Source organism: Paenibacillus xylanilyticus (assembly GCF_047246825.1).
GTDB classification, from domain to species: domain Bacteria; phylum Bacillota; class Bacilli; order Paenibacillales; family Paenibacillaceae; genus Paenibacillus; species Paenibacillus xylanilyticus_B.
The window spans coordinates 140,738-159,497 of the sequence record NZ_JBFOLB010000006.1 but is presented as its reverse complement, the minus strand read 5'-3'; the positions used below and the strand labels follow the sequence as shown (position 1 = coordinate 159,497).

Here is an 18,760-nt window from a genome sequence, read left to right as displayed (position 1 = left end):
TCGGGGTGCCTGTTGTAATCAGACGAACAGTTGCTGCTCTGGCATGGCATTGAACGTGCCTTGCGCTTTGATATACAAACTTTCATAATAAATAGATGAGAACAGCCTGGCTGCAGCCCGGGAAGCTGGAGCATAGAAAAGAACGGACAAGAGGAGCGAACGGAATGACGGAACCGGAATTGGATATCAAAACGAGGATTTTGCTTGCAGCCAAGAAACTTTTTGCACAGCAGGGGTATGACGGGACAAGTGTTCGTCAAATCTGTGATGAGGCAGGTGCCAATGTGTCACTGGTCTCGTATCATTTTGGCGGAAAAGAAAAGGTGTTTGAAGCCATATTCGAGCACTTCTTTCCTGGTCATATGCTGAATGATTTGGCTGCGGAGTCCATGTCCCCTGTTGAGGGTATCACCAAAATTGTAGGTGAAGTCGTGAAGTTCACGATGAATGACTGGGAGATGAGCGATATTGTACAGCTTGAAATAACGCTGAATACCCATCGCACGGCTACCGTATTTCGCTTCCTGGATCCTGTATGGACCAAAGTGAAGGACTTGTTGCAAGAAGGCAAGGACCAAGGGATATTCCAGATCGATTCCGTATCTTATGCAATGCTTCAGGTCATGGGTGTGGCTCTGGCACATAAACGTGCCAAAAACTCACGGTTTACGTTTAACTATGAGGATATGGATACAGATCAGCTGGCTGAACAGACGATTGAATTCGTACTACGAGGACTGGGAGTGAATAGACATGAATGAAACGATTGAATTGATGATGAAACACCGCTCGGTGCGGAAATTCAAGCCGGACCCGGTAAGCGAGGAACAGCTGGCGGCAATTGTGGCAGCCGGGCAGATGGCTTCCTCATCCAGCAGCGTACAGGCATATAGCGTCGTTGCCGTGACGGATGCGGAACTAAAATCGAAACTCGCTGCATTGGCAGGTAACCAAGTCTATGTGGAAGAATGTCCTGTTTTTCTCGTATGGTGTGCGGATCTGTACCGATTGAGTGATGCGGCAAGGCGCCACCTGCCAGAGAAGGAATCCTATGCCGATTCCACAGAGAACTTCATGGTAGCAACTATCGATGTGGCCTTGGCCTCCCAGAATGCCGCTCTGGCGGCTGAGTCGCTTGGGTTCGGGATTGTATATATTGGCGGGCTGCGGAACCGGATTGAGGAAGTGACTGAATTACTGGGATTGCCGGAAGGAGTTTACCCTGTGTTCGGTATGTGTATCGGCGTAGCCGATCAGGAAACCGGAATTCGCCCACGTCTGCCATTAAAAGCGGTGCTTCACCGCAATCGCTATGATGCCGAGCAGACGCTCCAGGGCGTAGAAAGCTACGACGAAACAACGACAGCATACATGAAAGCTCGCACGAACGGTGAACGTACCACACCATGGTCCGAGTTGATGGCGAAACGCCTTACGGAGCCGGCACGTCTTCAAATGAAGCCTTACCTCGAAGGCAGAGGATTTATGAAGCGCTAAAGGGGTTGTATAGAAGAAGGTCAGCCGGGGAGTCCCGGCTGACCTTTTTGTTGTCGTCATCTGCACCCTGAATTAGGGCAAACGGTAGAAGCGCTTGGTGTTCTGGTAAAAGAGTCGTGCTGCCCGCTCGGTTTCCATGCCGGTAATCTCGCTCCAGGCCTGAATGACCTGCCTCGTCATGGCGGGATGTGTCATGCACCCCTGAAACGGTCCCTCAAAAGGCCAGGGGCCATCAGTTTCCGCCATGACCTGTTCGGCAGGGTACTGCCTTGCCAGATCACGGATTTCCTCTTCGTATAGAATATCAGGTGTGAATGAGATGAAATACCCGTTATCAGCCATCCGCTGAACTGTTTTGCGAGAGCCTTTGAACCAGTGAAAATGGGCATGTCTGAACTGATATTGTTCCAGCATGTCACAAACGATGTCGGCATCTTCATATACGGCATGAAGCACGATGGGTTTGTTATGCCGCTTCGCGAGCAGAATAAATCGTTCAAGCAGCTCGATATAACCGCTCTGGTCAAAATCTTGCCCGGCCTGTTCAGCTTCCTGGCGATTGTAGTAAGGCAATCCCACTTCCCCAATGGCTGCAGCTTGACCGATGTGCTTTTCAATCCAATCGAAGAAGAGGTCCTGGTCTGCCGCGGCAGGCAAGGACTGTTCCGGGTGGAAGCCGAAGGCCGGATACACGGTTCGGGGATTCTGTCTCGCCAGCTCCAGATTGGCCTGGGCCGAAGCCATATTCATGGAAACTGCGATCAGCGCTTCAACCTGTTTGTCCGAAAAGGATTGCAGCATCTCACGTTGCTCATCTGGCGTGTATTGATCAAAATGAATATGAGCATCGATTAATGGTGCAAAAGCTTGAGTATGCATGGAGGTGCCCCCTTGTAGTCTTTTGTCTTTCGAATAGTGATACGCAAAGGATGCTGAACTGGACCACCGCTTTAGATAAATATAACCAAAAACCCGTACTATGGAGATAGCCGGGCTTTCTTTTGTTCTTCTCTCATCCACTCGGAAATCTGTCGTTTGCGTTCGAGGAAAGCAGGTTCTTCCGTAATTTCTTCACGTCTTGGACGGCCAAAAGGAACATCTACCTCTTGTAGCACTGCAGCAGGTCGATTGGATAACACATAGATTCGATCGGCAAGCAGCAGTGCCTCCTCGATATTATGGGTTATGAACAGCACCGAGCGGCGGTTCTGTTCCCAGATATCGAGCAGCCAGCGCTGCATATCGCTGCGCGTCAATGCATCAAGCGCACTGAAGGGCTCATCGAGCAGCATCAGTTCCTGTGGGCTGAGCAGGGCGCGAAGAAATGCAGCACGCTGCTGCATGCCGCCCGATAGCATATGCGGATAGGCCTGTTCGAATCCGGCGAGACCAACACTGGTCAACCACTTCCGTGCTTCCGTGAGTGCTTCTGCCTTGGGCGGAGCACTTGCCGATACTTCACCTGCAAGCAGCACATTTTCTTCAATGGTACGCCATGGGAAGAGAGCAGGCTGCTGTGGCATATAGCTGATTTTACCCCGCTGTCCGGTAACGTTCTGTCCGTTCATCAGGACCTGGCCTGCTTGCGGTTTTAGCAAGCCTCCAATGATGTGAAACAACGTGCTCTTGCCGCAGCCGGAAGGACCAACGATGGCTGCAAATTCGCCCTGCTCCACAGTCAGGGACAATCCGTTCAGGACCGGGAGCTTGCTCCTGCGTTCCCGAAATGAAGCATGAACGTCCTGCACTTCCAGTGCAGGCAGATTCCTTGTCCCGGAAACGGAAATATCAGCAGGAGAGGGAGTGAGTGATCCTTCATTTGATCCCTTATTTGTGGCACTTCCGCTTGGCACAGATTGCGCCTGTTCGTTTTGTTTGAGTGTCATCTCGCATTCACTTCCTAACCTTGTATATTGCTTATGATGCGATTCAACGCTTCTGTGGTCGCCAGCGAACGAGCAGCTTCTCCAGCAGGGCAATGAACAGGAAGAGCAGCAGGCTGAGCGCTACAATAATCATGATCGCAACGAATAGACGGTCTGTTCGGTAGGCAGACTTTTGAAGCATCATATAATAGCCGATCCCTTTATCCGATCCGATCCATTCTGCAATGATGGCGCCCATCACGCTGTACGTGGCGGCAATTTTGACACCGGAGAAGATCGAGGGCAAAGCGTGCGGCAGCTCCAGCTTCCAGAAGATCTGTCCGCGTCTTGCTCCCGCCATGCGCATATAATTCATCATTGCGGCATCGGTTCGGGTCAGGCCATCCATGGCAGCAACAGCAACGGGGAAGAAGCAGACCAGGATAATGGTAATCAGCTTGGGCAGCAGCCCGAATCCGAACCAGATCAGCAAGAGCGGAGCAAGCGCGATGGTCGGTATATTTTGACTAAGGATAAGTAATGGATACAGGGCAGATTTCAGGAATGGAATCAGGTGCAGCACCATCGCAATCAGCAGTCCTACCAGTGTGCCTGCCGCGAAGCCGATCAACGTGAGCTGAATGGTTGCCCATGCATGCATGCCGAGCCGTTCTGCCTGGGATGCCGCTTCATGTGCGATGTCGGAAGGAGCGGGCAGCATCCATTTTTCGATGTGAAACAGGGACACCGCGCCCTGCCATATCGCTATAAAGAGAATAACCGCCACAATGGGCGGCCATACACTTTTGAAATAGGTATGCATTAGCGATACTTCTCCGTCAGAGTATCCATGCTGAAGCCGTTCGGGCTATGGGCAATTTTGATCTGGGAGATGATGCTTGGACTGCCAGCCTCCACGAGCACCTCGTGCATTTTGCGGACAACTTCGAGCAGTTCCTCCAGTTCTCCCTCCATCGTGGTGTCGAGCGGGTTGACCTGATACTTCAAACCGGATTGCTGAATAACTTCAATGGCACGATCCACGTAAGGGTATGAATTTTCACCATTTGGCGTTTTGGGAATGACCTGAATGCTAAGCAGTGTGCTTGCCATGAGAGATCACGGCTCCTTTCGGGTTGAGTTGTATTTTATTGAGGCAAAAATTCGTTCGTATACGCCTGGGATACATCAATCTGCTCATCGAGCAGTTTTTTGTCGAACATCCAGTCCGTGTAATTTTGCCATACTTCCTGTTTCTGCTCACCCCAGCGCGGGGCATCGTCCTTGTACTTAGGGCTGAGCCATTTTTGGCTTGCCAAAACAAGGTCCTTATCCAGATCCGGTACAGCCTTGATCAGAATGTCCGCAGCTTCTTCGGGATGATCAATGGCGTATTGGTACCCCTCGGAAGTGGCCTTCATAAACGCCTTAACCAGCTCGGGATCGTTCTGAATTGTCTGTTCGTTCGTAACGAGTACAGGGGTGTAATAGTCCAGCGCGTCAGAATAATCTTTCACATACAGCATGTCGATGGGTTCTCCGCGCAGCTCGGCTTCAATTCCGGTCCATGCGTAGAAAATCCAGGCAAAATCAATGTCCCGTTTCACTGCGGTAAAAAAGTCGGCATCGCCCATATTAATATTTTTCACTTTGGACACATCGGCGCCTTCGCCTTCCATTATGGATTGCATGACTGCTTCTTCCACAGGGGAACCCCAGCCGCCATAGGATTTGCCTTCAAAATCTTTGGGTGATTTAATGTTTCGGTCCGCCGGAGCGGCGAATCCGGACGTATTATGCTGAATGACGGCTGCAATGGAGACAAGCGGAACGTCCTGTGTACGGGCTTGTGTTACACTCTCCTGATAACTTACGCCAAAAGGCACTTCGTTCGACGCAACCATCGTATCCGCTCCCCCAGCACCCGGCTGCACAATCTCAACATTCAAGCCTTCCGCTTGGTAGAAACCTTGATCCACGGCGGCATACAGGCCAGTGTGGTTTGTATTTGGGGTCCAGTCGAGCACGACTTTGACATCCTTCAGTGCTGCGCTATCCCCTTCATTGGTGTTTTCAGTGTTGCTGCTGCCGTTCTGTCCTGTGGGTGATGCTTCCTGGCTGCCGCATGCAGCGACGGTGACCAGTGTCACACACAAGAGCAGGAGGCCGATCATTTTACGCCATCTCATCTTGATTTCTCTCCTTCATATGTCCGGCCAGTGGCACGGGGTACTCCTTGGCTTCATATCCAAGCATGGTGCATAAATCCTTCGATTTATACCAGCTATGATCCGGATGGCATCCTTTTTTATACAAAAAAGAAATTAGGAAAAATGTCTTATCTTATGTAAAAAAAGAAGCCAGACCGATTTGGCGGCAGTTTTTCTTGCAATATCAGGTAGGTGGGTAAGTGGTGCTTTGAAGCCTGTACTTTCTGATATTATCAAAAAAAGCGTCCCGAAATCCGGGACGCGTGCAGGCGTTAGAGAGGTGGCGTACAGCACATGGCTGGGCCTATTCAATATACTCCGATTCCTACGCTGGCATGATCCAGATCAGGTCTAAGGGTTAGTATCTTCGTGGGATACACTCTCAGCCGGCCAATTCCGACTCCCCTGGGAAACTATGAAGTTACGGGCATTACTAGGTGTTATTATAGGCCAGCGGGTGGAACGTGTCCAGTCAGGAACTGGATGGGATACGTATGAACTTATTAAACAGGCTGTTATACATATGTATAACAGCCTGTTTAATTTTCAATAATTATCGTGGCGAATAATATAAGGCGGCTCCCAACAAATACTTGGATCAAATCCAATGTTTGATATCTCGTCGCATAAGGGCTGCTTTCCCTATTTCAATGATCAGCTTTTGATCGTTTGACCTTGACCGGAGTCGCTTGATTCATTTAAACAACATAATTTAGATACAAAAGGAGATAGTACTGCTATATAAATAATTATTTTTTACATATGGGGGCGTACTGAATGATCCTTAAAACCATATTCGCAATTATTCTATCCTATTGTATCTACGTTTTTTTCACAGCTTACCTCTTATTTTTGGTTCCGTCTCCATCTACTATTGAAAATACGGATATCCAAAAATTGTTAACCGCAGGAAGTACGACAGATCGCGTATTGCTCTTGGAGGACGGCTTTCAATCCGGTCAGGTGAGAATCCAGACCATTCGAGAGGCGAAAACAAGCATCGACCTGGCTTATTACTCCATCCAAAAAGGAAAAACATCTCAACTCTTTTTTGCTGCTTTATTCGATGCAGCTGATCGGGGTGTTCATGTTCGAATCATTTTAGACGGGATTTTTCACAACATGCGCGGAGAATTGCGTGATATTCCAGATGCCATTGCAGCTCACCCCAATGTAGAGTTAAGGTATTATGAACCACTCAACATAGTTATGCCATGGACATGGCATAATCGTCTGCATGACAAGATCTTTCTTGTGGACAACACATATGGCATCATTGGCGGCCAAAATATTGGTGATAGATACATGGCATTGCAACCCCAAAAAGACTATGTATTCGATCGGGATGTCCTTGTTTACAATCCAAAGCATAATACGAACAGCACGGTTGTTGAAATGAAAAAATATATAGATCGGTTATGGAATCATCCATTCACCAAACCAGAAAAACATGCAAAACGTCAGCATCATGCAAAGGGGTTAAAAGAGCTGGCTCGGCTGGCTCAGTTATATAAAAAAGCCCGGGCTCAGAGCGATCCTTTTGTTAAAGTGTTGCCGAAGGAATGGGCTCAAGGAGCTCTTCATTCCGACCACGTCGCTTTCATTCACAATCCAATCAAAAGGCTGTATAAAGACCCGACCATGTGGAGAGCATTTGTTCATTTCGCCAATCAAGCAAAGTCGAAAGTGTACCTTCAGACGCCATATGCCATTCCTACCAAGAAAATGAAGAAAGCAGTACATCTGTCGATGAATCCAAAAGCAGAATGGGTCATGCTAACCAATTCAATCCAGCAGACCCCTAACCCTTTGGCTTTCGCGGGATACTTAAGCTCTAAGAAACGGTTGCTTGATACCAGTCTGGCCATTTATGAATACCAAGGCCCTTATTCCATACACGGCAAATCATTTGTCATGGATGATTACCTCAGCATGGTTGGTTCGTATAATCTTGATCCCAGATCCGCCTTTCTAAATACCGAATCTGCTGTGGTCATTTCTGGTTCTGCATTCGCCAACGAACTAACAGAGGCTATGGATATCAAACGTGCACATAGTACGCGTGTGAATAAAGGTGAGCATCCAGCAGAATCTACGAATCAGAAAGGCTCTGTTATCAAACGAATGGCAATCACAGCTTTATCCAAACTGTCTTTTCTCTGGAAATTTATGTTGTAGGATAGAAAAGAACACTATTCCTTATGGAATTAATCCCGCACATGACCAGCTAATAGATATAGCTACTTTCACAAATTTTAATTTGGACACAGAATGTTCACTTATGTGGAGGGTTTCCTCATCTCTATAATTACGAAGGTAAACAGAGAGGATGAGAGAATTGCCAACAAGCAAGAGGGAACAAATTATTTTCGGATTAATGATGTGCACAGGAATGGTCTTGGTCATGATGTTCTTCAATCTATGGCACAGTGGGTTACTCGGCAAGATGTCCCCGCTTGAGATACTGCTTCAATTCATATTATGTTTTGTCATCGCGTTTCTGGTGGAGTCTTTCATTGTTGGCCCTGTGGCGAGAAAGATTGCATTCTCCTTGCCCTTTGACAAGTCCAATAAGATATTGGGTGTGCTTGCTATGTCATTTTTTATGGTGATTGGCATGGTTCTGATCATGTCCTTGTATGGAATGATCTCGGCATATCTCGCGGATCAATTAAGTGGGTCATCCGTACTCCGTACGTATCTCCATACAATTGCTCGTAACTTTAGCCTGGCGCTTCCATATCAATTGATCATTTTGGGGCCCCTCGTGCGATATGTATTCGGTAAATTCATCAAGGATAACGGGCCTGTAATGCCTGTTGTTAACAAAAGTGTGTGATTCGGTTGGCCATAAGTATTTCCTGGGCAATCTTGTGCAAATGAGAATAGATCGTATTCTTTCCTTTGATTTAAGGTGATCAGAGGCAAAGATGGGGCACTTGCCCCCGTAATTACAGCGCTAACGAATCGAGAACACCTTATTAGGCCAGTTTTTAGGGAATAAAAAATCTAACGAATCTCAGCGGCGTTATTATGCTAAGAAACTGCAACGAGACCTTGAATTTGAGATAATTACCTAAAATAACGGCTCTAGGATTCGTTAGATCTCAAACATGTAGAAATGGAGGGGGATAGCGTGTGCTAGGTTCGTTAGAACAGAGTAACGCTACAAAAAAATGTCCACCGTCAGGTCATGACAGTAGACATTTCAATCTCAATCTCAATCTCAATCTCAATAATAGGTATTTCTAATCCTCAGAACTGGATCAACACAGAACTGTTAAGTCGCAGAATTCGCTATATGTTTGTTCTGCCATTGATACGTGATTACGCTAATGACAAGCAGGCCAACTGCAAAGATGGCAAGCATCCATGCAGACTGATTAACCGCCAGATGATCAAGACTCCATCCCGTAGTCAAAGGCAGAATGGCACCGCCAACCCCACCTGAGGCAATCAAAATGCTGGGTGTGGACTCTTCTGTTCCGGGCAACAGTTTACTGGCGAAGACAAGGGCAATGGAGAAAATGCCTGACATCGCAAGTCCAAGCAGCAAGATGATGAGAAACGCAGACCAGATTTGGTTTGTAAATGGAAATACCATTAACAAGAGAACAGATGCGAGACAACTGTACAGGACATAGACGCGGTATTGGAATTTCTCTGCGATATACCCGGCGAAGAGTCGTCCGACAGACATGGCAATCCAGAAACAGGTGACACTAAGCGCTGCTCCGGCTTCCTTCATGTTCATTTTCTCAATCAGAATCGCTGGCATGAAGTTCGCAAGACTCATCTCCGTACCAACATAAAGGAAGAAGAAAAGCACGAATAATACCAGAAGAGTCATGTTACGGCCACGATAGGTTGGACCGGGTGTGCTGACAGCTACGGGATGCATCTCACCTGATGCCCCGGCAGTGTGGGCATGTATTGAACCGTTATTAGAACTACGTCGCTCTAGAACCTTATCGAGTTCACCGAATGATCCTTTCGCCCAGAAAACAAAGGTCAGCGCTGCGCAGATCGCAACAACGAGAAAGGAAAGGCGCCAGTATCCGGCAGCAATCAGACCGCTGGCAATGAGCGGCATGACCATCGCCCCGATCCCGAATAACACTTCAAGTCGACTCATGGCAACGGCTGTATTGTCTTTGATTGCAGCAATGATAATGGTACCAATGACAGCTTCAACCATTCCGAATCCAAAGCCGGCTGCGGGTGCGATGACGTACATCCAGCCCCACGGTGGCAGCAGCATATAGGATAATTCTGCGATACAGAGCAGTGCTGTGGCGATTAACAGGCCTCCCCGTTTACCAAAGCGTCTGTTCAGCCATGGAGATAACAATACACCACCCAGGAATCCGGCAAATTGAGCGAAGATCAGCGTTCCGCCTTGGCTATAATCCTTGCCATAATGTTCAAGTGCAACCGGCAGAATGGAACCGAGCACAACGTGGGCAAGTCCAATCAGGAAATAGGATAGACATCCGATCCAAAGTAATTTTTTCATAAAGAACTCCTTCTACCTATATACATAAAATGAGGATCACAATAAAGCGCAATCTTGGAGACAAAGTCTATCATAACAGGACATGTTAAGTTATGCCATGAATTCCGGATCGATACAGAAGGTTGCAATTAGGTCCGGCGTTCGTATATACTGAGACACAACAATTACAGATCGGAACCATGCCGTTGAAGAGCATCCAACTCGGAGGCGTTATCGCCAGGGGAGCGAATATATCCCCAAGTTAACCGGAACCGCCCGTTATCGCGGACCAAGAGGCTGAATGAGGATATCCTGATTCGGCAAGTTGGGTGGCACCGCGAGCAGAGCGCTCCTCGTCCCAAGGGATGAGGGCGCTCTTTGCATTTTTACAGCCAAAGGAGACGGTGACCATGTTGGACATGAAGTGGATTCGGGCACATGCAGATGAGGTGCAGGCAGCGGCCGACGGGAAGAAAATCAATATTAGCATTCATGCATTGCTGGAACTGGATGAGGAGCGCAGAGCGCTTTTGCAGGAGACAGAAGAAGGACGCAGAATGCGAAACACATTATCAACGGATATTGGGAAACTGATGCAATCCGGGGATCGGGATCAGGCCGAAGGACTGAGGATTCAGGTAAAACAGCTTAATGAGCAGCTGGAACAGGTCGAAGCGAAGCTTGCGGACGTGCAGGAGGAAGTGACCAGGCTGCAATGGCTGGTGCCCAATGTTGTATCGCCGGATACGCCGAACGGAGCATCCGACGAGGATAATGTGGAGCTGCGGCGCGTGGGAGAAACACCTAAATTCGATTACACAGCCAAGGACCATGTGGAACTCGGGGAGCTCCACGATCTGATCGATATTCCGCGCGGGGTGAAGATCGGTGGAACACGGAGCTATGTCCTGAAAGGGGCAGGGATTCTTCTGCACCGGGCTGTACAGCAGCTTGCGCTGGATTTGCTCCTGAGGCATGGATTTACGCCTATGGAAGTGCCTTTAATGGTCAGGGAGGATGCACTTGTGAACACGGGTTTTTTCCCGACAGGACGAGATCAGGTCTACGAGCTGGAAGGCGAGGGTAAGTGGCTGGTCGGAACCTCGGAGGTACCTCTCGTATCGTATTATGCCGATGAAATTGTGGATGTACAGAAGCCGATCAAGCTGGCTGCCGCATCGACATGTTTCCGCAGTGAGGTTGGATCAGGCGGTCGTGATGTGCGAGGGTTATACCGGGTTCATCAGTTTGCCAAAGTCGAACAGGTCATTCTCTGTGCACCAGATGCGGCGGAATCGGAGCGCATGCTGCAGGAAATTACCGGGCACGCTGAAGAGTTGCTGCAGTTGCTGGAGCTGCCTTATCGGGTAGTCGCGGTGTGCACAGGAGATATGTCCCAGAAAACGTATAAACAATATGATATTGAAACATGGATGCCGAGCCGGGGGGCTTATGGAGAAACCCATTCGTCGTCAAACCTGCATGATTTTCAGGCGCGTCGTTCGAATATTCGCTGCCGTGATGCCGAGGGTAAACTGGCGTACTGCCATACACTGAACAATACAGCCGTAGCTTCGCCGCGGATCCTTATCCCCTTGCTGGAGAATCATCAGCAGGAGGATGGAAGCATCCGTATTCCGGCGGCTCTCCAGCCTTATATGAATGGTGCTGAATATTTGATTTTGCCGAATCTAGATGAAGAAAACCAGAAGTAATGTATTGTGAAAAATTGTAAAAGCAAACGGAACCCTGAATGGGGTTCCGTTTAATCAAACATATGGTCTGTTACCTAAAGATATTCTTGTTCAAGCCTAGCTGCCAGTTCTATATGTTCCATAGTTCACCTGTATTCTTTGTCGAATCTCAATCCTTTTATCATTTTATTGCTATAATATTCACTTTTATGCTTTGCATCTCCGATATAATATAATAGAAGTAAAATATTGGATTATAGGAGCTGGGAGATTGAAATGAACAGAATCAAAATCACACTTCGAGGATTGCTTGCACTCATCATGGTATGTACCGTACTGGCTCCGTCACACATTCTGGCTGCTGCGGGTGACGTGACCTCCATTGAAATTACCAACAGCAGTCCGCAAAAGTTAAGTGTGTCACAGACCGTTGCGCTTAAGGTTATGGCTGAAGTGGAAGGGTTTGACAACAAGCAGGATGTAACTGCAGGTGTCACATGGTCTACGAGTAATGCAGCCGTTGCAACCCTTGTGAAGGGTAAAGTAAAGGCGGTAGCAGCTGGTGAGGCAACCATATATGCCGAGGTCGATGGAGCAAAGGCCCAGATCCTTGTTCAGGTTTCCGAGAAAATCAAAAGCATAAAAGCCTCGCCCAAATCGTACAGTTTTGTCAAAGGCAGTGAAAGCACGCTACCCAAAGTCAGCATTGTACGTGCGAACGGCAAAGAAGAAGATGTAACGTCAGAGATCGTATGGACGGTATCGAATGATTTGGCTGTGCTGGAAAATGGAAAGATCAAAGGCAATACGCCTGGCCGAGTGCTGTTACAAGGCAAATACGGTTCAGTAACCGTTAAAGTACCTGTCGCTATCACTGACATTATTACCAAAGTTGAAGTGACTCCTACTGCAATGCAGTTGAATATCAAGAAATCCAAAGCACTGAAGGTTATTGGTACATATGCAAATGGAAAAACCATTAATCTCTCGAAGCAGGTGACCTGGACTTCATCGAATAATGCGGTGGCAACCGTTAAAAACGGGACGGTCAAAACGCTGACGGAAGGTCAGGCGACCTTGACAGGAACCTATCAAAATCAGACAATAAAGGCAGAAGTTACTGTTGTTCCGCTGCTCAAAAAACTGATTCCAAGTCAGAAGAAGCTTGTATTATCCCCACAGGGAAGCACTACGCTAACGGTTATGGCTCAATATGACACTGGTAAAACGACGGTTGTTACAAACAGTGCAGTCTGGAGCAGTACGAAACCAAGTGTAGCTACAGTAACGAATGGCAAAGTTGTGGCTGTGGGCAAAGGGAAAACAAGCATAACGGCCAAATGGAACAACAAGAAAGTGACGATACCGGTAACGGTAAAATAACTCATCAAAATAGCGATTGACACCATTATTTTTCATTAATGCAATGGACAGCAGAGGGGGGGCGTAGATATACGCCCCTTTTTAGATACCAAAATTCGAAGTCACCCAGAGGTTGGTGGCGGCTGTATACACGAAATTAAGAACGGAATGGACGTGATTACATGAAAGCTACATTTGTAAGCTCAAACCTGGATCTGAATGATCTGGCTTACCTGGGGTATCTTTTGCTATCCATCGTTTCCCTACTAACGTTTCAGAAGAGTACCCGGGTTGAAGGCATGAAGCAACGTGCATGTGAAAAGTACAAAGCAGGCTACCATCTGAAGTCCGATCAAAAGGGGAGGGCGGCTGAAGAACAGGCTCATGTGTAGGGAGTACATTTGGAATTCAAACATCTAAGAAGGTGATGTTGATTAAAGGAAGGTTGATGTATCTTATTGCGGCAGTAATTACAATGGCAGCCGGGCTAGCCTCCCGGCATTTTGGGGGAATGCTGCCTGTTTTCTTGCGTGAACATGCTGGCGATGCGTTGTGGGCAGGCATGGTCTATTTTGGGATACGTATGATTTGGATCAGTCACAGCAGGGTTTGGGCCATCTTGTTTGGCGTAATATTCAGCTCGGCGATAGAGTTCTCACAAATGATCCAGACGCCTTGGCTTAATGAGTTGCGTTCAACAATGTTCGGAGGTCTGATCTTGGGACGCGGATTTCTGGTGGCAGATCTAATCAGGTACACGGTAGGGATTATGTGCATGTTTGTGATAGATCATTATTTCCTAAGTAATAGGAGGCGTTAATATGAATATCGAGAAGCTGTTTGCCGAGGCACCAGAATTCGAAACCGAGAGATTGAGGCTGAGACGTCTTACGCTGGAGGATACCCAGGATTACTTTGCATTCGCCTCCGACCCAAGAGTGAGTGCGCAAAGTCTGTGGAACTGTCATGAGACAGTGGATGAGTCTGTTCAATACATTCAACGTGCACTGGACAATTATGAGAAGAAGTTGGTGTATCTGTGGGGCTTTGTTCTGAAAGATAACGGTCGCCTGATAGGTCGAGGAGGGATTTTTCATTTTAATGAATTTATGCAGAGTGCTGATCTGGGATATGCCATTGCCAGCGCCCACTGGAACAAAGGGATTGCTGCCGAAGCGATGCAGCCCATCGTCAATTATTGCTTTCAGGAATTGGACTGCAACCGGCTGGAAGGCAGGTGCAACGCAGGCAATATCGGATCTGCACGGGTTATGGAGAAACTGGGCATGTCATATGAGGGCTTGCTTCGCAAACAATTGAAGATCAAAGGTGTGTTCACGGATCAGAAATTGTACTCCCGTATCCGGGATGATCTATAATACGTTCAATGATGCACAGAGTACATAGAAGAAATAATAAGGAGGCGGAACAATGATCTACAGTATTATTTCCCGATCGGTATGGGAGCAGGTATCCAAGGAGAACGTGTACGCACCAGATAGCCTGAAGACGGATGGGTTCATTCATTGTTCCACCAAGGAGCAAATTCCATGGGTAGCCGCACAATATTACGCCGGGCGAACAGATCTGCTATTGCTCGGTATTGATGAGAAAGCATTGAAGCCTGAACTTGTATATGAAGACCTGTATGAATTGAACGAACTGTTCCCTCATATTTATGGAGAGCTTAATCTGGATGCGGTGCAGAAGGTTATTCCTTTTGAGCCCAATAAAGAGGGAGTACTTTCTTTTCCGGAGTAATGCAATCCCTGAAACGCGATCATTGATACAGAAAGGTGTTGGCATATTGGATATGAATATGAATCAGGCATTTCTGGAGACAGCCGAGAAGCAATTTGAGTATTATAAGCAGCTCGGAGAAAAGGCAATGGAGCAGCTTGAGACCGAGCAGTTATTTCAGGCATGGCATGAAGACGACAACAGCATTGCAGTCATTGTGAAGCATTTGTGGGGCAATATGTTATCCCGATGGACGGACGTGCTCATAACGGATGGAGAAAAACCATGGCGGGAGCGTGATGCCGAATTCGTGAATGACATCTCCACCCGCGAAGAACTGCTGGACAAATGGGAAGAAGGCTGGAACTGTTTGCTGAATGCCATTCGTTCTTTTACACCGGAACAACTCTCACATATCATATACATCCGCAATGAAGGACATACCATCATGGAGGCCATTTCACGGCAATTGGCGCATTATCCATACCATGTGGGACAGATCATCTACGCGGCCAAAATGCTCAAAGAAACACCGTGGAACAGCCTTTCCATTCCAAGGAATGGGTCCGCAGGATACAACGACGGCAAATTTGCCAAGCCGAAAGCACGCAGGCATTTTACCAAGGATGAGTTAGGCAAGGGTTGATCGATAAACATGAATTAAACGCCTATTACAGAACAAAGTGAGGAACATTATGACACAGTTTGCATTAATACGTCACGGAAGCACAGCGTGGAATAAGGAAAAACGGTCCCAGGGACAGACGGACAATCCTCTGGATCAGGAAGGGAGAGAACAGGCCGTTTTGCTTGCTGAAAGGCTGAGTACAGAGTCGTGGGATGCGATATATGCGAGTGACTTGGAGCGGGCAAGTGAGACGGCACGGATCATTGGACAGCGGCTGGGGATTAACGAGATTCACCTGGACCCAAGATTGCGTGAGATGGGCGGTGGACAAGTGGAAGGAACTACGGAAGCAGAACGTATAGCCAAATGGGGCGCGGACTGGAGCAGCCTTGAGCTGAGACGGGAAGCTGCAGAGGCTGGAACTGTGCGCGGCAGTGCGGCGATCGAAGATATTTGTAAGGCGCACCCTAATGGCAAAGTGATTGTGGTTAGTCATGGCGCGATTCTGCGGAATGCCCTCAGAGGCTTGGTCCCTGCGCTAGATATTAGTACCAAGTTGTCCAACACTTCGATTACCCGGATTAAAAAGAAAGCCGGAGTTTGGGCATGTGAACTGTACAATTGCAGTGTGCATCTAAATCCGAAATAAAACGAAAAGCGATTAAACTTGCCGGCAAGGGGGGGCGATGGCGTGAGCATAACCAAGTATTCGTGGACAGAAGAGATGCTGTCTCCACTGGGTGAGGCTGGAGTAATGATTCGGTGTGGAGATACGATATCGGATGAGGTTCATCGCAGAGTGATCTCGGTCTGTACTTTACTGGAACAAAATTCTTTTTCGGGCATGGGCGAGTTGGTGCCATCGTTTGCATCAGTTGCACTGTTCTATGATCCACTAATTATTGCAGCGACTGCTGTATCAACGGCAGGAAAAGGAGCAAGATTATCCTCCCCTTATCAAGAGGTGTGCGGTATGTTATTAGCCCGGTTAAACATGCTGGAAGAATCGGTACATGATCACGCCAGAACCGTTGTGATTCCGGTTTGCTACGGTGGTGAATTTGGGCCTGATTTGAAGCATGTTGCAGATGAACATGGGCTGACGCCAGATGAAGTCATTGCCATCCATGCATCGGGGGAGTATCTGGTTCACATGATCGGATTTGCACCGGGATTTCCCTATCTTGGTGGTTTATCTAAACGGATTGCTACACCCCGAAGGGCAACCCCTAGGCTGCGGGTGGAGGCTGGAACCGTAGGAATCGGCGGCGAGCAAACCGGAGTCTACCCGGTAGCCACTCCTGGTGGATGGCAATGTATTGGACGAACTCCTCTGACGCTGTTTCGCCCTGAACAAGATCCGCCAAGCCTGCTCCAGGCAGGGGATCGGATTCGTTTTGAACCGATTACCGAGCAGGATTATAAGGAATGGAAGGAGGGCGAAGGATGAGGATTGAAGTCATTCGCCCAGGGTTGTTGTCCACGGTTCAGGATGAAGGAAGATACGGGTATCGACGGCATGGAGTTCATACCGGCGGGGTCATGGACGCATTTGCCGCCATAGCGGCCAATATGCTGGTCAATAATCACCGTAGTGCAGCCGTACTGGAAATGACCATGTCGGGACCCGAGCTCCAATTTCAAGAGAATCACCTCATCGCCTTATGTGGAGCGGACTTGTCGGCGTCCGTAGATGGCCAGCCGGTTCCGCTCTGGCGTCCGGTTGCGCTAACGGCTGGAAGTGTATTGAAATTTGGAAAGTGCCGATCTGGATTAAGGGCATACCTGGCGATTGCTGGCGGGATTGTGGTGTCTGAGATTATGGGAAGTCGAAGTACGGATCTCAAAACAGGTATGGGTGGGTTGGACGGCCGTGCCTTGCGTACAGGAGATATGTTTCCAACGGGAGAGGACTCTCCTGAAGCGCAAGCCATGCTTAATCATTTGCTGAGGCAAGCGAAAATAGAAAAATTACCAATGAAGGCAGCTGCGTGGTTTCTATCAAGCAGGGAATGGCCCTCATATCAGGCCGAGCCTGTGATTCGTGTTATGCCAGGCATGGATAACTCCAGGTTTTCCCGGTCTGGCCTGGAGCAATTTTATAATGGACGATATGTTATTGGTCCCCAGTCGGATCGGATGGGTTATCGATTGGAAGGCGTGAGACTGGAGCTTGAACAACCCATCAGTCGATTATCGGAAGCCGTTACTTACGGCACAGTACAGGTGCCTGCAGATGGTCAGCCTATCATATTAATGGCAGATCATCAAACCATTGGAGGATATCCTGTCATTGCTCAGGTGGCTCGGGTGGATTTGCCGGTATTGGCCCAGGCGAGGCCAGGGACACGGGTTGCTTTTCAGGCAATTACACATGAAGAAGCTGAGCAATTGTTCCTTCACCAGGAACGGGAGTTACAATTGGGTGCAGCATTTATCCGCAGAAGATTGATTGAAACGGAGGGCTATTAATGAAGACGGTGGATATCAATTGTGATCTGGGCGAAAGTTATGGTGTATATCGAATGCAGTGGGATGAAGCGGTATTGCCGCTGATTACTTCCGCCAATATCGCTTGCGGATACCATGCGGGGGATCCGGGGACCATGCGATCAACCGTGGAGCGGGCCCTGGAACATCAGGTTGCGGTTGGAGCTCACCCCGGATTGCCGGATTTGCAGGGATTTGGCAGGAGACGTATGGAAATTACACCACAGGAAGCCTATGACATGGTGGTATACCAAATTGGCGCGCTCGATGCCTTTGTCCGATCATACGGTGGTTGCATGCATCATGTAAAACCACATGGCGCTTTGTACAATATGGCTGCAGAGAATATGGTGCTTGCTGAAGCTATTGCCCGTGCTGTTTACAACGTGCGGCCTGAGCTGTACTTATATGGTCTAGCAGGCAGCCAGCTCATACAGGCAGCGGATCGCATCGGTTTGCGCAGTGTGAGCGAAGTGTTTGCAGATCGTACCTATGGTTCGGATGGGAAACTGACACCTCGCAGTCAAGCCGGGGCAGTCATTCAGCAGACGGAACTGGCGCTGGCTCAAGTTCTGCGTATGGTGAGAGAAGGAATCGTTGTTTCCACGGAAGGCGCACAGATTCCCCTAAAGGCTGAGACTATATGTATACATGGTGATGGGGAGCATGCCCTTTCTTTTGCGAGGGAGATCCGCATGCGACTTGAAGCTGAAGGGATTATCCTCGCTGCTGCCGGAACACCTTAAGAATGGTTCGGAAGCGGACCATCTGGGCAATAC

The 18,760-nt window shown here is 48.3% G+C and carries 21 protein-coding genes and 1 riboswitch; of the genes, 15 read left to right on the top strand and 6 right to left on the bottom strand.

The genetic code is table 11. The features are described 5' to 3' along the window. Nucleotides 1-95: 95 nt before the first annotated feature. Both AB3N00_RS25830 and nfsA read left to right on the top strand, forming a co-directional pair. The gene (locus AB3N00_RS25830) at nt 96-761 is read left to right on the top strand and encodes a TetR family transcriptional regulator (RefSeq protein WP_413037130.1); all 666 of its coding nucleotides are present in this window, start codon (nt 96-98) and stop codon (nt 759-761) included. Further along, the gene (gene nfsA / locus AB3N00_RS25825) at nt 754-1,497 is read left to right on the top strand and encodes an oxygen-insensitive NADPH nitroreductase (RefSeq protein ID WP_413037129.1); all 744 of its coding nucleotides are present in this window, start codon (nt 754-756) and stop codon (nt 1,495-1,497) included. Before AB3N00_RS25830 ends, nfsA begins: the two co-directional genes overlap by 8 nt. A gap of 72 nt (nt 1,498-1,569) precedes the next feature. On the opposite strand, the gene AB3N00_RS25820 is transcribed toward nfsA, so the two are convergent. The 5 genes from AB3N00_RS25820 to AB3N00_RS25800 form a co-directional block, all read right to left on the bottom strand. Beyond that, entirely contained in the window at nt 1,570-2,376 is an 807-nt protein-coding gene (locus tag AB3N00_RS25820; protein WP_413037128.1) for a TatD family hydrolase, read from the bottom strand. 98 nt (nt 2,377-2,474) lie between these two features. Then, nucleotides 2,475-3,383 (bottom strand): ABC transporter ATP-binding protein, encoded by a 909-nt coding sequence (locus tag AB3N00_RS25815; RefSeq protein ID WP_413037127.1) that lies wholly within the window; start codon nt 3,381-3,383, stop codon nt 2,475-2,477. A 43-nt stretch (nt 3,384-3,426) separates the two neighbouring features. After that, on the bottom strand, nt 3,427-4,185 hold the full coding sequence (locus AB3N00_RS25810; RefSeq protein ID WP_413037126.1) for an ABC transporter permease: 759 nt from the start codon (nt 4,183-4,185) through the stop codon (nt 3,427-3,429). Further along, nucleotides 4,185-4,475, bottom strand: a complete 291-nt coding sequence (locus AB3N00_RS25805; protein WP_095291668.1) for an MTH1187 family thiamine-binding protein — start codon at nt 4,473-4,475, stop codon at nt 4,185-4,187. The genes AB3N00_RS25810 and AB3N00_RS25805 overlap by 1 nt, the downstream gene beginning before the upstream one ends. Before the next feature lie 35 nt (nt 4,476-4,510). After that, on the bottom strand, nt 4,511-5,551 hold the full coding sequence (locus AB3N00_RS25800; protein ID WP_413037125.1) for an ABC transporter substrate-binding protein: 1,041 nt from the start codon (nt 5,549-5,551) through the stop codon (nt 4,511-4,513). Nucleotides 5,552-5,876: 325 nt separating this feature from the next. Further along, nucleotides 5,877-5,989, bottom strand: a riboswitch (TPP riboswitch). A 360-nt stretch (nt 5,990-6,349) separates the two neighbouring features. Here AB3N00_RS25800 and AB3N00_RS25795 point away from each other — a divergent pair. Together AB3N00_RS25795 and AB3N00_RS25790 are read left to right on the top strand one after the other, a co-directional pair. Beyond that, a complete protein-coding gene (locus AB3N00_RS25795) occupies nt 6,350-7,750 on the top strand; it encodes a phospholipase D-like domain-containing protein (protein ID WP_413037124.1) in 1,401 nt (466 codons plus the stop codon). A 151-nt stretch (nt 7,751-7,901) separates the two neighbouring features. Beyond that, a complete protein-coding gene (locus tag AB3N00_RS25790; RefSeq protein ID WP_413037123.1) occupies nt 7,902-8,411 on the top strand; it encodes a hypothetical protein in 510 nt (169 codons plus the stop codon). A 441-nt stretch (nt 8,412-8,852) separates the two neighbouring features. Here AB3N00_RS25790 and AB3N00_RS25785 read toward each other — a convergent pair whose 3' ends face one another. Continuing rightward, a complete protein-coding gene (locus tag AB3N00_RS25785) occupies nt 8,853-10,088 on the bottom strand; it encodes an MFS transporter (protein WP_413037122.1) in 1,236 nt (411 codons plus the stop codon). Nucleotides 10,089-10,477: 389 nt separating this feature from the next. On the opposite strand from AB3N00_RS25785, the gene serS reads away from it, so the two are divergent. The 11 genes from serS (at nt 10,478) to AB3N00_RS25730 (ending at nt 18,727) form a co-directional block, all read left to right on the top strand. Beyond that, entirely contained in the window at nt 10,478-11,782 is a 1,305-nt protein-coding gene (gene serS, locus AB3N00_RS25780; RefSeq protein WP_413037121.1) for a serine--tRNA ligase, read from the top strand. A 255-nt stretch (nt 11,783-12,037) separates the two neighbouring features. Beyond that, on the top strand, nt 12,038-13,144 hold the full coding sequence (locus AB3N00_RS25775) for an Ig-like domain-containing protein (protein ID WP_413037120.1): 1,107 nt from the start codon (nt 12,038-12,040) through the stop codon (nt 13,142-13,144). 161 nt (nt 13,145-13,305) lie between these two features. After that, nucleotides 13,306-13,515: a hypothetical protein gene (locus tag AB3N00_RS25770; protein WP_413037119.1), complete on the top strand. Its 210-nt coding sequence runs from the start codon at nt 13,306-13,308 to the stop codon at nt 13,513-13,515. 56 nt (nt 13,516-13,571) lie between these two features. Beyond that, nucleotides 13,572-13,943, top strand: coding sequence for a DUF2809 domain-containing protein (locus AB3N00_RS25765; RefSeq protein ID WP_413037118.1), 372 nt, complete (start codon nt 13,572-13,574; stop codon nt 13,941-13,943). A 1-nt stretch (nt 13,944) separates the two neighbouring features. Beyond that, entirely contained in the window at nt 13,945-14,502 is a 558-nt protein-coding gene (locus AB3N00_RS25760) for a GNAT family N-acetyltransferase (protein WP_413037117.1), read from the top strand. Between the two features lie 52 nt (nt 14,503-14,554). Continuing rightward, nucleotides 14,555-14,884 (top strand): DUF952 domain-containing protein, encoded by a 330-nt coding sequence (locus tag AB3N00_RS25755; protein ID WP_175395837.1) that lies wholly within the window; start codon nt 14,555-14,557, stop codon nt 14,882-14,884. A gap of 52 nt (nt 14,885-14,936) precedes the next feature. Next, the gene (locus tag AB3N00_RS25750) at nt 14,937-15,509 is read left to right on the top strand and encodes a DUF1572 family protein (protein WP_413037116.1); all 573 of its coding nucleotides are present in this window, start codon (nt 14,937-14,939) and stop codon (nt 15,507-15,509) included. A gap of 49 nt (nt 15,510-15,558) precedes the next feature. Next, nucleotides 15,559-16,140 carry a histidine phosphatase family protein gene (locus AB3N00_RS25745; RefSeq protein WP_413037115.1) on the top strand — a complete coding sequence of 194 codons (582 nt, stop codon included), beginning with the start codon at nt 15,559-15,561 and terminating at the stop codon, nt 16,138-16,140. Nucleotides 16,141-16,215: 75 nt separating this feature from the next. Beyond that, nucleotides 16,216-16,941: a 5-oxoprolinase subunit PxpB gene (gene pxpB / locus AB3N00_RS25740; RefSeq protein ID WP_413037217.1), complete on the top strand. Its 726-nt coding sequence runs from the start codon at nt 16,216-16,218 to the stop codon at nt 16,939-16,941. Continuing rightward, nucleotides 16,938-17,963 carry a biotin-dependent carboxyltransferase family protein gene (locus AB3N00_RS25735; RefSeq protein WP_413037114.1) on the top strand — a complete coding sequence of 342 codons (1,026 nt, stop codon included), beginning with the start codon at nt 16,938-16,940 and terminating at the stop codon, nt 17,961-17,963. The genes pxpB and AB3N00_RS25735 overlap by 4 nt, the downstream gene beginning before the upstream one ends. Then, entirely contained in the window at nt 17,963-18,727 is a 765-nt protein-coding gene (locus AB3N00_RS25730) for a LamB/YcsF family protein (protein WP_413037113.1), read from the top strand. The genes AB3N00_RS25735 and AB3N00_RS25730 overlap by 1 nt, the downstream gene beginning before the upstream one ends. The last annotated feature ends 33 nt before the right edge of the window (nt 18,728-18,760 follow it).